Raw genomic sequence first — 12318 nt, 5'->3', positions numbered from 1 at the left:
GTATTGCTCTTGATAAAATTTTAAAAATACTGTCATTTTGGATATAAAGGAGTTTGATATGGAGTGGATTAAGCTAATAGGAATAGCAATCATTGTTGTGGGTTTTATTTTAAAGTTTGATACAATTGCAACAGTAGTCTTAGCTGGTTTGGTTACAGCTTTAGTTTCAGGTGTTTCTCTTGTTGAATTTTTGGAGATTTTGGGAAAAGAATTTAGCAATCAGCGAGTGCTCACGATTTTTATGGTTACCTTGCCTCTTGTGGGGCTGTCAGAAACCTTTGGACTCAAGCAACGATCAATTGATTTGATTCGAAAGATTAAAGGTCTGACAGTTGGAAACTTCTATACAGTTTATTTCTTTATTCGAGAGTTAGCTGGTTTCTTTTCAATTCGTCTAGGAGGACACCCTCAGTTTGTCAGACCTTTGGTTCAACCTATGGGAGAAGCAGCAGCAGAGTCTCAATTAGGTAGAAAGTTAACAGAGGTTGAAGATGAGACAATAAAAGCGCGTGCAGCTGCGAATGAAAATTTTGGAAATTTCTTTGCTCAAAATACGTTTGTAGGTGCTGGGGGAGTCCTCTTGATAGGGGGAACATTAGATCAGTTAGGCTATGAAAGCAATTATGCAGGGATTGCTTCTGCATCTATTATTGTTGCTGTTATAACACTTATTGTAGTGGGGATTTATAATTATTTATTTGATAAAAAATTGACATCAGAAAAGACTAGGGGAGGAGAACAAAAATGACAGAGTTGGCAAAGCAACTATTAGAGTTGACCTATATTGTGATTGGTTGTCAATTTCTCCATACAGCCTATTGTAGTTATAAAGATAAAACAAACCCAGTCCGATTTGGAACATCTGCATTTTGGATTTTATTGTCTATTACGTTTATAGGTGGTTCCTATATGCCAAATATGAGTATTGGTATTATTGTAATCCTATTATCGCTGTTAACATTGTTTAAGCAAGTCCGTATCGGAACCTTGCCATCCTTAGATGAAATGAAAGCCAATATTGAATCTAACAGATTGAAAAATAAAATTTTTATTCCAGTTATGCTGATGGCAATACTTGCGTTGGTCTTAGCGCAAATGATTCCAGAATTTAGCAAGATTTCGATTAGCCTTGCCGCCTTGTTTGCTACAATTTCTGTTCTTGTGATTACCAATAGTCACCCTAAGAGTTTGTTATCAGAAAATAATCGAATGACTCAGCAAGTTTCAACAAGTGGGATTGTTCCCCAATTATTAGGGGCTTTGGGGGCTATTTTTACTGTAGCAGGTGTTGGTGATGTTATCTCTCATCTGATTAGCGGTATTGTTCCTTCAGATAGTCGCTTTATAGGAGTTTTGGCCTATGTTCTTGGAATGGTTCTATTCACAATGATTATGGGAAATGCTTTTGCAGCATTCACCGTTATTACAGCAGGTGTTGGAGTTCCCTTTGTATTTGCTCTGGGAGCTAATCCAATTGTGGCTGGTGCTCTTGCCATGACAGCAGGTTATTGTGGGACCTTATTGACCCCAATGGCTGCTAATTTTAACGCTCTACCAGCAGCACTGATGGATATGAAAGATCAGAATGGTGTTATAAAGGCTCAAGCAGGTGTTGCTCTAGTAATGATTGTTATTCACATATTCTTAATGTACTTTCTCGCATTTTAGTAAAGGAAAATAAAATGAAAATATTGGTTACAGGTTTTAATCCTTTTGGAGGTGAAAAGATTAATCCAGCTTTGGAGGCTGTAAAATTATTACCATCTGAGATTAATGGGGCCGAAGTTCGCTGGGTAGAAATTCCAACGGTTTTTTATAAGTCGTCAGAAGTTTTAGAGGCAGAAATATTACGATATCAACCAGATGCTGTACTTTGTATTGGACAAGCAGGCGGCAGGACAGGTTTAACACCTGAACGAGTGGCTATTAATCAAGATGATGCTCGCATACCTGATAACGAAGGCAATCAACCAATTGATACACCGATTCGTATTGATGGAGCATCGGCCTATTTTAGTAGTTTACCTATCAAAGCGATGGTACAAGCTATTAAAAAACAAGGACTTCCAGCAGTTGTATCCAATAGTGCAGGAACCTTTGTTTGCAATCATTTGATGTACCAAGCTCTTTATTTAGTGGATAAAAAATTCCCTAATATGAGAGCAGGTTTCATGCATATTCCATATATGATGGAACAAGTAGTAAATAAGCCGAATACTGCAGGAATGAGTCTATGTGATATTGTAAGAGGCATAGAGGTAGCTATTGAAGCTATTGTAGACTACAAAGATAAGGATTTGCAGTTAGTAGGTGGTGAGACTCACTGATAATCTAAAAAGGATAGTCACTTATGCTTGTTTACTAACTATTAGCTATGCTAAATCGATTAAGGTTGTTTACATAAAACTCTATGTCAGACAAGCCTGATATAGAGTTTTTTCTTGCTAGTTTTAGGATTTTCTTGTAAAATAGAAAAAGTGAAGAGAGGTATGAAATGAGCAAGAAAGATAAAAAAATTGAAATTCAAGTAGCAGATGCCAAAGTTAATGTAGGAAAAGACAGTTTTGAAGGCTATACCTTGACCATTGGTAAAAAAATTATCGGAGAAATTGCCGAATTAGATGGACAATTTGCCATCATAAAGAATGGGAATGTCGATAGTTTTTATAAAAAATTGGAAAAAGCTGTGGAAATTTTGATTGAAAATTATAATTTAGCAAAATAAGTCTTGTTTTTTTGAAATTTTCATGATATAATAGTCCATGTTGATTGTAGGAGAGATAGCGAAGAGGCTAAACGCGGCGGACTGTAAATCCGCTCCTTCGGGTTCGGGGGTTCGAATCCCTCTCTCTCCATTTTATCAATGGGGTATAGCCAAGCGGTAAGGCAAGGGACTTTGACTCCCTCATGCGTTGGTTCGAATCCAGCTACCCCAGTTCTTAGGTAATAATCAAGATAAAAAGCAAAATATCTTAGGGTATTTTATTTTTATAATTGAAAGACGTGAATGATATGAACATGTCCTTGCGAGTGCTTAGGAAAAAAATTATAAGTATGTCAAGTTTAAGAAAAAACTTGATTGTTGGAGGATTTTTTAGATGAACGAATTTGAAGATTTGCTAAATAGCGTTAGCCAAGTTGAGACTGGTGATGTTGTTAGTGCTGAAGTATTGACAGTTGATGCGACTCAAGCTAACGTTGCAATCTCTGGAACTGGTGTTGAAGGTGTCTTGACTCTTCGCGAATTGACAAACGATCGCGATGCAGATATCAATGACTTTGTTAAAGTAGGAGAAGTATTGGATGTTCTTGTACTTCGTCAAGTAGTTGGTAAAGATACTGATACAGTTACATACCTTGTATCTAAAAAACGCCTTGAAGCTCGCAAAGCATGGGACAAACTTGTTGGTCGCGAAGAAGAAGTTGTTACTGTTAAAGGAACTCGTGCCGTTAAAGGTGGACTTTCAGTAGAATTTGAAGGTGTTCGTGGATTTATCCCAGCTTCAATGTTGGATACTCGTTTCGTACGTAACACTGAGCGTTTTGTAGGTCAAGAATTTGATGCTAAAATCAAAGAAGTTGATGCTAAAGAAAACCGCTTCATCCTTTCACGTCGTGAAGTTGTTGAAGCAGCTACAGCAGCAGCTCGCGCTGAAGTATTTGGTAAATTTGCTGTTGGTGATGTTGTAACTGGTAAAGTTGCTCGTATCACAAGTTTCGGTGCTTTCATCGACCTTGGTGGTGTTGACGGATTGGTTCACTTGACTGAATTGTCACATGAACGTAACGTTTCACCAAAATCAGTTGTAACTGTTGGTGAAGAAATTGAAGTGAAAATCCTTGATCTTAACGAAGAAGAAGGACGTGTATCACTTTCACTTAAAGCAACAGTACCAGGACCATGGGATGGTGTTGAGCAAAAATTGGCTAAAGGTGATGTAGTAGAAGGAACAGTTAAACGTTTGACTGACTTCGGTGCATTTGTTGAAGTATTGCCAGGTATCGATGGACTTGTTCACGTATCACAAATTTCACACAAACGTATTGAAAATCCAAAAGAAGCTCTTAAAGTTGGTCAAGAAGTTCAAGTTAAAGTTCTTGAAGTTAACGCAGATGCAGAGCGTGTATCACTTTCTATTAAAGCTCTTGAAGAACGTCCAGCTCAAGAAGAAGGACAAAAAGAAGAAAAACGTGCTGCTCGTCCACGTCGTCCAAGACGTCAAGAGAAGCGTGATTTCGAACTTCCAGAAACACAAACAGGATTTTCAATGGCTGATTTGTTTGGTGATATCGAACTTTAATCAAATTGAAAATTCACAAAATCCTTTGTTTACTAAACAAGGGATTTTTTCTTTTGTCTCTGCTCCTTTTTTGATATAATAGTTCTATGTTAAAATCAGAAAAACAATCACGTTATCAAATGTTAAATGAAGAATTGTCCTTCCTATTGGAAGGCGAAACCAATGTTTTGGCTAATCTTTCCAACGCCAGTGCTCTCATAAAATCACGTTTTCCTAATACCGTATTTGCAGGCTTTTATCTGTTCGATGGAAAGGAATTGGTTTTAGGTCCCTTCCAAGGAGGTGTTTCCTGCATCCGTATTGCACTAGGTAAGGGTGTTTGTGGTGAGGCAGCTCACTTTCAGGAAACAGTCCTGGTTGGTGATGTAAGGACCTATCCCAACTATATTTCTTGTGATAGTCTAGCTAAAAGTGAAATTGTGGTGCCGATGATGAAGAATGGCCAACTACTTGGAGTTCTGGATCTGGATTCTTCAGAGATTGAGGATTACGATGCAATGGATCGAGATTATTTGGAACAATTTGTCGCTATTTTGCTTGAAAAGACAGCATGGGACTTTACAATGTTTGGGGAAAAATCTTAATGTATCAAGCACTTTATCGAAAATATAGAAGTCAAAACTTCTCCCAGTTGGTTGGTCAAGAAGTTGTGGCTAAGACTCTTAAACAAGCAGTAGAACAAGAGAAAATAAGTCATGCCTATCTTTTTTCTGGTCCACGTGGAACGGGAAAAACCAGTGTAGCTAAGATTTTTGCCAAAGCTATGAACTGTCCCAATCAAGTGGGTGGTGAACCTTGTAATAACTGCTATATTTGTCAGGCAGTGACGGACGGTAGTTTAGAAGATGTCATTGAAATGGATGCAGCCTCTAATAATGGGGTGGATGAAATTCGCGAAATTCGTGATAAATCTACCTATGCGCCTAGCCTTGCTCGTTATAAGGTTTACATCATAGATGAGGTTCACATGCTGTCTACAGGGGCTTTTAATGCCCTTCTAAAGACGTTGGAAGAGCCAACACAGAATGTGGTCTTTATTTTGGCTACTACTGAATTGCACAAGATTCCTGCGACTATTCTATCCCGTGTCCAACGTTTTGAATTTAAATCGATTAAAACACAGGATATTAAGGAACATATCCGCTATATCTTAGAAAAAGAAAATATCAGTTCTGAGCCAGAGGCTGTGGAAATCATTGCCAGACGGGCTGAAGGTGGAATGCGAGACGCCTTGTCTATTTTGGATCAAGCCCTGAGTTTGACACAGGGAAATGAGCTGACGACTGCCATCTCTGAAGAAATTACTGGCACTATTAGCCTATCAGCCTTAGATGATTATGTGGCTGCCTTGTCCCAGCAGGATGTTCCCAAAGCATTAGCTTGCTTAAATCTTCTCTTTGACAATGGTAAGAGCATGACTCGTTTTGTGACCGACCTTTTGCACTATTTAAGAGACTTGTTAATTGTTCAAACAGGGGGAGAAAATACTCATCATAGTCCAGTCTTTGTAGAAAATTTGGCACTTCCTCAAGAAAATCTGTTTGAAATGATTCGCTTAGCGACAGTGAGTTTAGCAGATATTAAGTCTAGTTTGCAGCCCAAGATTTATGCTGAAATGATGACCATCCGTTTGGCGGAAATCAAGCCCGAACCAGCTCTTTCTGGTGCAGTTGAAAGTAAAATTTCTGCACTGAGACAGGAAATTGCACGTCTCAAACAAGAGCTTTCTAATGTAGGTGCGGTTCCTAAACAAGTTGCACCGGCTCCTAGTCGACCAGCTACGGGCAAAACAGTCTATCGTGTTGATCGCAATAAAGTGCAATCTATCTTACAAGAGGCCGTCGAAAATCCTGATTTAGCACGTCAAAATCTGATTCGTTTGCAGAATGCCTGGGGAGAGGTAATTGAAAGTCTAGGAGGCCCTGATAAGGCTCTGCTAGTTGGTTCTCAACCGGTTGCGGCCAATGAACACCATGCTATTCTTGCTTTTGAGTCTAACTTCAATGCTGGTCAAACCATGAAACGGGACAATCTCAATACCATGTTTGGTAACATCCTCAGTCAGGCGGCAGGTTTTTCACCTGAGATTTTAGCTATTTCCATGGAGGAATGGAAAGAAGTTCGCGCAGCCTTTTCAGCCAAAGCCAAATCTTCTCAAACTGAAAAAGAAGCAGAAGAAAGTCTGATTCCAGAAGGATTTGAATTTTTGGCTGATAAAGTGAAGGTAGAGGAAGACTAAAGAAAGATTTCATGATACAATAAATTTATGAATAAACAACAATTTATTATTATGGCGCTGTTTACAGCTGCTGAGACCTATTTTTTCAATGAAGCCTGGATGACTGGCCGCTATATTATGGCAGCCTTTTGGGCAATTTTACTCTTCAGAAATTTTCGTGTCAGTTATGTGATGGGCAAAATCGTTGATGTCATCGATCAGCATTTTAATAGGAAAGACTAGCCTTCAGCTTCCAGACAAAATCAAAGCCTTTTAGGCTTTTTTTTGTTATACTATAAAAGTATATTTATTGACCTTTTATACTCTTCGAAAATCTCTTCAAACCACGTCAGCTTTATCTGCAACCTCAAAGCGGTACTTTGAGCAACCTGCGGCTAGCTTCCTAGTTTGCTCTTTGATTTTCATTGAGTATTACCGTATTTTCTAGAGACAACTAGTATGTTTCTAGTAAGCACTGTAAAGGTCTTGAAAAAGAAAGGAACTATCATGTCAGTATTAGAGATCAAAGATCTTCACGTTGAGATTGAAGGAAAAGAAATTTTAAAAGGGGTTAACCTGACCCTGAAAACAGGAGAAATCGCCGCTATCATGGGACCAAATGGTACTGGTAAATCGACTCTTTCTGCTGCTATCATGGGAAATCCAAACTATGAAGTTACCAAAGGTGAAGTCTTGTTTGATGGCGTAAACATTCTTGAGTTGGAAGTGGACGAGCGTGCGCGTATGGGACTTTTCCTTGCTATGCAATACCCATCAGAAATTCCTGGAATTACCAATGCTGAGTTTCTTCGTGCAGCTATGAATGCTGGTAAAGAAGATGATGAAAAAATTTCAGTTCGCGAGTTCATCACTAAGCTAGATGAAAAAATGGAATTGCTCAACATGAAAGAAGAAATGGCTGAGCGTTACCTCAACGAAGGTTTCTCTGGTGGTGAGAAAAAACGTAATGAGATTCTTCAACTTTTGATGTTGGAACCAACTTTTGCCCTTTTGGATGAGATTGACTCTGGTCTTGATATTGATGCCCTTAAAGTTGTTTCTAAAGGTGTCAATGCTATGCGTGGTGAAGGCTTTGGTGCTATGATTATCACTCACTACCAACGTCTTTTGAACTACATCACACCTGATGTGGTACACGTCATGATGGAAGGTCGTGTTGTCCTTTCTGGTGGTCCAGAATTGGCTGCGCGTTTGGAACGTGAAGGATACGCAAAACTAGCTGAAGAACTTGGCTACGACTACAAGGAAGAATTGTAATTTCCTCGTGTCTTTTAGGAGAAGTAAATGACTAAAGAAAATATTAAACTTTTTTCAGAAATGCACGCTGAACCAAGCTGGTTGGCTGATCTCCGTCAAAAAGCTTTTGACAAGATTGAGACTTTGGAATTACCAGTTATTGAGCGTGTCAAATTCCACCGTTGGAATCTGGGGGATGGAACGATTACAGAAAGTGAGCCATCAGCAAATGTTCCAGATTTCACTGCACTAGATAACCACTTAAAGTTGGTGCAAGTAGGAACTCAAACTGTTTTTGAGCAAATTCCAGTTGAGTTGGCTGAACAGGGTGTTGTCTTTACAGACTTCCATTCAGCTTTAGAAGAAATTCCAGAGCTGATCGAAGAATTCTTCATGTCATCTGTTAAGTATGACGATGATAAGTTGGCGGCCTACCACACAGCTTACTTTAACAGTGGAGCTGTTCTCTACATTCCTGATAATGTTGAGATTGCTGAACCAATCGAAGGGATTTTCTACCAAGACAGCGATAGCGATGTGCCATTTAACAAGCATATCCTTATTATCGCTGGTAAAAATTCTAGGATTAGTTATCTGGAGCGTTTAGAGTCACGCGGTGAAGGAAGTGCCAAAGCAACTGCTAATATCACAGTAGAAGTAATTGCACGTTCTGGTGCTCAAGTGAAGTTTGCCGCCATTGACCGTCTAGGTGAAAACGTCACTGCTTACATTAGCCGTCGTGGTAAACTAGGCAACGATGCAAGCATTGATTGGGCAATCGGTGTCATGAACGAAGGAAACGTCGTTGCTGACTTTGATAGTGACTTGATTGGTAACGGTAGCCATGCTGACCTGAAAGTTGTAGCTCTTTCAAGTGGCCGTCAGGTGCAAGGGATTGATACTCGTGTAACAAACTATGGTTGCAACTCAATCGGAAATATCCTGCAACATGGGGTTATTCTTGAAAAAGCAACTTTAACTTTCAATGGTATTGGCCACATTATCAAGGGTGCCAAGGGAGCAGATGCGCAACAAGAGAGCCGTGTTCTCATGCTTTCAGACCAAGCGCGTTCAGATGCCAATCCAATTCTTTTGATTGATGAAAATGACGTCACTGCTGGTCACGCGGCTTCTATCGGGCAAGTAGATCCAGAAGACATGTACTATCTCATGAGCCGTGGCTTGGATAAGGCAACTGCAGAACGCTTGGTTGTTCGTGGTTTCCTTGGATCCGTTATCGTTGAGATTCCAGTCAAGGAAGTTCGTGATGAAATGATTGCGACTATCGAAGAAAAATTGTCAAAACGCTAAGGGGAAGCCTATGTTAGATGTAGAAGCGATTCGCAAGGATTTTCCAATTTTAGACCAGATTGTCAACGATGAACCGTTGGTCTATCTGGACAATGCTGCGACGACACAAAAACCACTAGCAGTTCTGGAAACAATTAACCGCTATTATGAGAACGACAATGCCAATGTTCACCGTGGTGTTCATACCTTGGCAGAAAGGGCGACAGCTTCTTATGAGGCGGCTCGTGAAACCATTCGTAAGTTTATCAATGCAGACTCTACAAAGGAAGTTCTCTTTACCAGAGGAACGACAACCAGTCTGAACTGGGTAGCGCGTTATGCTGAGGAAGTCTTGACTGAGGGAGACCAGGTCTTGATTTCAGTAATGGAACACCATTCTAATATCATTCCATGGCAGGAAGCTTGTCGAAAGACTGGAGCAGAGCTTGTCTATGTCTGTCTTAAAGATGGTGCCTTGGATATGGAGGATTTGCGAGCTAAATTGACTGATAAGGTTAAATTTGTTTCCCTAGCTCATGCCTCCAATGTTCTTGGTGTGGTCAATCCGATCAAGGAAATCACTCAATTAGCCCACCAAGTTGGGGCAATCATGGTAGTGGATGGTGCTCAATCTACACCTCATATGAAGATTGATGTCCAGGACTTGGATGTGGACTTCTTTGCCTTTTCAGGTCACAAGATGGCTGGTCCGACTGGTATCGGTGTTCTTTATGGCAAAGAAAAGTATCTGGAGCAAATGTCACCAGTAGAATTTGGTGGTGAGATGATTGATTTCGTCTATGAGCAATCTGCTAGTTGGAAGGAATTACCTTGGAAATTTGAGGCTGGAACTCCTAACATGGCTGGTGCAATCGGACTTGCTGCTGCAGTGGATTATCTGGAAACGATTGGTATGGATGCCATTGAAGCCCATGAACAGGAATTGATCGCATACGTCTATCCAAAACTGCAGGCGATTGAAGGACTGACCATTTATGGTTCACAGGACTTGGCTCAACGTTCAGGTGTCATTGCTTTTAACCTAGGCGACCTTCATCCTCACGACCTTGCGACTGCTTTGGATTATGAAGGAGTAGCAGTTCGTGCGGGTCACCACTGTGCGCAACCCTTGCTCCAGTATTTGGATGTCCCAGCAACAGCTCGCGCTAGCTTTTATATCTACAATACCAAGGCAGATTGCGACAAGCTAGTCGATGCCTTACAAAAGACAAAGGAGTTTTTCAATGGCACTTTCTAAACTAGATAGCCTTTATATGGCAGTGGTAGCGGACCATTCGAAAAATCCACATCACCAAGGGAAGCTGGAAGATGCTGAACAAATCAGTCTCAACAATCCAACCTGTGGCGATGTCATCAACCTCTCTGTCAAGTTTGATGCAGATGATCGTTTGGAGGATATCGCTTTTCTAAATTCAGGTTGTACCATCTCAACTGCATCTGCTAGCATGATGACAGATGCAGTTTTAGGAAAAACCAAGCAAGAAATCTTAGAACTTGCGACCATTTTTTCTGAAATGGTTCAAGGGCAAAAAGATGACAGACAAGATAGTCTTGGAGATGCAGCCTTCTTGTCAGGTGTTGCCAAATTTCCTCAACGAATCAAGTGTGCAACCCTAGCTTGGAACGCCCTGAAGAAAACAATTGAAAATCAAGAAAATCAGTAAGGCAAGCTTCTTTTGTCTTATGAATCAGTAGAAATGAAGAATGAAAGAAAGGATATTATGGCTGAAGAAAGAGTAGAACCAAAACCAATTGACCTTGGTGAATATAAATTTGGTTTCCATGATGATGTAGAGCCTGTCCTATCGACAGGAAAAGGATTGAATGAAGATGTCATTCGTGAACTATCAGCTGCTAAGGGAGAACCTGAGTGGATGTTAGAATTTCGTTTGAAGTCTTATGAAACCTTCAAAAAAATGCCCATGCAAACTTGGGGAGCAGACTTGTCAGAGATTGACTTTGATGACTTGATTTATTATCAAAAACCATCTGATAAGCCAGCTCGTTCATGGGATGAGGTTCCTGAAAAAATTAAAGAAACCTTTGAACGTATCGGAATTCCGGAAGCTGAGCGTGCTTATTTAGCTGGTGCCTCTGCCCAGTACGAGTCAGAAGTAGTTTACCACAACATGAAGGAAGAGTTTGAGAAGTTAGGTATCATCTTTACAGATACGGATTCTGCTCTCAAAGAATACCCAGACTTGTTTAAACAATACTTCGCTAAGTTGGTACCGCCGACAGATAACAAGTTGGCTGCCCTTAACTCAGCAGTATGGTCAGGTGGAACCTTTATCTACGTACCAAAAGGGGTCAAGGTAGATATTCCACTTCAAACCTACTTCCGTATCAATAACGAAAATACTGGTCAGTTTGAACGTACTTTGATTATCGTTGATGAAGGAGCAAGTGTCCACTACGTAGAGGGCTGTACAGCACCAACTTATTCAAGTAACAGCTTGCATGCGGCCATCGTAGAAATCTTTTCCTTAAAAGGAGCTTATATGCGTTATACAACCATTCAAAACTGGTCTGACAACGTCTATAACTTGGTAACGAAACGTGCCAAAGCCTTGAAAGATGCGACTGTTGAGTGGATTGATGGAAACTTGGGTGCCAAAACAACCATGAAATACCCATCTGTTTGCCTAGATGGAGAAGGGGCGCGTGGTACTATGCTTTCTATTGCCTTTGCTAATGCAGGGCAACACCAGGACACTGGTGCCAAGATGATTCACAATGCTCCACATACCAGTTCGTCTATCGTGTCTAAATCCATCGCTAAAGGCGGAGGAAAGGTTGACTACCGTGGTCAAGTAACCTTTAACAAGAACTCTAAGAAATCTGTTTCTCACATTGAATGTGATACCATTATCATGGATGACTTGTCGGCATCAGATACTATTCCATTTAATGAAATCCACAACTCGCAAGTTGCTTTGGAACACGAAGCTAAGGTTTCTAAGATTTCAGAAGAACAATTGTATTACCTCATGAGTCGTGGATTGTCAGAATCAGAAGCGACAGAAATGATTGTTATGGGATTTGTGGAGCCCTTCACAAAAGAGCTTCCAATGGAGTATGCTGTTGAGCTGAACCGTTTGATTAGCTATGAGATGGAAGGGTCAGTTGGGTAAAATTTGATTTTAGATATACTCAAAATCAAGGACTTTGATACTATTCGAAAATCAAAGTGTAAACCACGTCAGCTTTATCTACAACCTCAAAGCGGTG

General features: G+C 40.3%; 13 protein-coding genes and 2 tRNA genes. All 15 read left to right on the top strand.

Annotation, left to right across the window (positions count from 1 at the left end; translation table 11 throughout):
- Positions 1 to 58: 58 nt before the first annotated feature.
- The 15 genes from HT703_RS09045 to sufB all read left to right on the top strand — a co-directional run bounded on the left by HT703_RS09045 (position 59) and on the right by sufB (position 12221).
- The gene (locus tag HT703_RS09045; RefSeq protein WP_000454773.1) at positions 59 to 748 is read left to right on the top strand and encodes a DUF969 domain-containing protein; all 690 of its coding nucleotides are present in this window, start codon (positions 59 to 61) and stop codon (positions 746 to 748) included.
- Entirely contained in the window at positions 745 to 1668 is a 924-nt protein-coding gene (locus tag HT703_RS09040; RefSeq protein WP_023936687.1) for a DUF979 domain-containing protein, read from the top strand. The genes HT703_RS09045 and HT703_RS09040 overlap by 4 nt, the downstream gene beginning before the upstream one ends.
- A 14-nt stretch (positions 1669 to 1682) precedes the next feature.
- Positions 1683 to 2327 (top strand): pyroglutamyl-peptidase I, encoded by a 645-nt coding sequence (pcp, locus tag HT703_RS09035; RefSeq protein WP_000699369.1) that lies wholly within the window; start codon positions 1683 to 1685, stop codon positions 2325 to 2327.
- A 167-nt stretch (positions 2328 to 2494) separates the two neighbouring features.
- Entirely contained in the window at positions 2495 to 2725 is a 231-nt protein-coding gene (locus tag HT703_RS09030; RefSeq protein WP_033683467.1) for a DUF2969 domain-containing protein, read from the top strand.
- Between the two features lie 49 nt (positions 2726 to 2774).
- Positions 2775 to 2855: transfer RNA gene (locus tag HT703_RS09025), tRNA-Tyr, on the top strand.
- A 9-nt stretch (positions 2856 to 2864) separates the two neighbouring features.
- Positions 2865 to 2936, top strand: a tRNA-Gln gene (locus HT703_RS09020).
- Positions 2937 to 3098: 162 nt separating this feature from the next.
- Positions 3099 to 4301 (top strand): 30S ribosomal protein S1, encoded by a 1203-nt coding sequence (gene rpsA / locus HT703_RS09015; RefSeq protein ID WP_001001629.1) that lies wholly within the window; start codon positions 3099 to 3101, stop codon positions 4299 to 4301.
- 86 nt (positions 4302 to 4387) lie between these two features.
- Positions 4388 to 4885: a GAF domain-containing protein gene (locus tag HT703_RS09010; protein WP_023940982.1), complete on the top strand. Its 498-nt coding sequence runs from the start codon at positions 4388 to 4390 to the stop codon at positions 4883 to 4885.
- Entirely contained in the window at positions 4885 to 6540 is a 1656-nt protein-coding gene (dnaX, locus tag HT703_RS09005) for a DNA polymerase III subunit gamma/tau (RefSeq protein ID WP_023936690.1), read from the top strand. Before HT703_RS09010 ends, dnaX begins: the two co-directional genes overlap by 1 nt.
- A 27-nt stretch (positions 6541 to 6567) precedes the next feature.
- On the top strand, positions 6568 to 6762 hold the full coding sequence (locus tag HT703_RS09000) for a DUF3272 domain-containing protein (RefSeq protein ID WP_001041547.1): 195 nt from the start codon (positions 6568 to 6570) through the stop codon (positions 6760 to 6762).
- A gap of 264 nt (positions 6763 to 7026) precedes the next feature.
- Complete coding sequence (gene sufC / locus HT703_RS08995) at positions 7027 to 7797, top strand: Fe-S cluster assembly ATPase SufC (protein ID WP_000114489.1); 771 nt, start codon at positions 7027 to 7029, stop codon at positions 7795 to 7797.
- Positions 7798 to 7824: 27 nt separating this feature from the next.
- Positions 7825 to 9087, top strand: a complete 1263-nt coding sequence (sufD, locus tag HT703_RS08990; RefSeq protein ID WP_023936693.1) for a Fe-S cluster assembly protein SufD — start codon at positions 7825 to 7827, stop codon at positions 9085 to 9087.
- 10 nt (positions 9088 to 9097) lie between these two features.
- The gene (locus HT703_RS08985; protein WP_023936695.1) at positions 9098 to 10324 is read left to right on the top strand and encodes a cysteine desulfurase; all 1227 of its coding nucleotides are present in this window, start codon (positions 9098 to 9100) and stop codon (positions 10322 to 10324) included.
- Positions 10311 to 10751 carry a Fe-S cluster assembly sulfur transfer protein SufU gene (sufU, locus tag HT703_RS08980; RefSeq protein WP_023936697.1) on the top strand — a complete coding sequence of 147 codons (441 nt, stop codon included), beginning with the start codon at positions 10311 to 10313 and terminating at the stop codon, positions 10749 to 10751. The genes HT703_RS08985 and sufU overlap by 14 nt, the downstream gene beginning before the upstream one ends.
- Positions 10752 to 10808: 57 nt before the next feature.
- The gene (gene sufB, locus HT703_RS08975) at positions 10809 to 12221 is read left to right on the top strand and encodes a Fe-S cluster assembly protein SufB (protein ID WP_000797052.1); all 1413 of its coding nucleotides are present in this window, start codon (positions 10809 to 10811) and stop codon (positions 12219 to 12221) included.
- The last annotated feature ends 97 nt before the right edge of the window (positions 12222 to 12318 follow it).

Origin of the sequence: Streptococcus sp. 3874, from assembly GCF_013276425.1 — a bacterium.
In the GTDB taxonomy this organism is placed as follows: domain Bacteria; phylum Bacillota; class Bacilli; order Lactobacillales; family Streptococcaceae; genus Streptococcus; species Streptococcus pseudopneumoniae.
Note: the sequence above shows the minus strand (reverse complement) of the source record. Positions and strands in the feature narration are given on the sequence as shown.

What these genes read in the sequence shown, in the direction of transcription:
- HT703_RS09045 (WP_000454773.1), top strand. Translation starts at nt 59, where the DNA reads ATGGAGTGGATTAAGCTAATAGGAATAGCAATCATTGTTGTGGGTTTT.
- HT703_RS09040 (WP_023936687.1), top strand. Translation starts at nt 745, where the DNA reads ATGACAGAGTTGGCAAAGCAACTATTAGAGTTGACCTATATTGTGATT.
- pcp (WP_000699369.1), top strand. Translation starts at nt 1,683, where the DNA reads ATGAAAATATTGGTTACAGGTTTTAATCCTTTTGGAGGTGAAAAGATT.
- HT703_RS09030 (WP_033683467.1), top strand. Translation starts at nt 2,495, where the DNA reads ATGAGCAAGAAAGATAAAAAAATTGAAATTCAAGTAGCAGATGCCAAA.
- rpsA (WP_001001629.1), top strand. Translation starts at nt 3,099, where the DNA reads ATGAACGAATTTGAAGATTTGCTAAATAGCGTTAGCCAAGTTGAGACT.
- HT703_RS09010 (WP_023940982.1), top strand. Translation starts at nt 4,388, where the DNA reads ATGTTAAAATCAGAAAAACAATCACGTTATCAAATGTTAAATGAAGAA.
- dnaX (WP_023936690.1), top strand. Translation starts at nt 4,885, where the DNA reads ATGTATCAAGCACTTTATCGAAAATATAGAAGTCAAAACTTCTCCCAG.
- HT703_RS09000 (WP_001041547.1), top strand. Translation starts at nt 6,568, where the DNA reads ATGAATAAACAACAATTTATTATTATGGCGCTGTTTACAGCTGCTGAG.
- sufC (WP_000114489.1), top strand. Translation starts at nt 7,027, where the DNA reads ATGTCAGTATTAGAGATCAAAGATCTTCACGTTGAGATTGAAGGAAAA.
- sufD (WP_023936693.1), top strand. Translation starts at nt 7,825, where the DNA reads ATGACTAAAGAAAATATTAAACTTTTTTCAGAAATGCACGCTGAACCA.
- HT703_RS08985 (WP_023936695.1), top strand. Translation starts at nt 9,098, where the DNA reads ATGTTAGATGTAGAAGCGATTCGCAAGGATTTTCCAATTTTAGACCAG.
- sufU (WP_023936697.1), top strand. Translation starts at nt 10,311, where the DNA reads ATGGCACTTTCTAAACTAGATAGCCTTTATATGGCAGTGGTAGCGGAC.
- sufB (WP_000797052.1), top strand. Translation starts at nt 10,809, where the DNA reads ATGGCTGAAGAAAGAGTAGAACCAAAACCAATTGACCTTGGTGAATAT.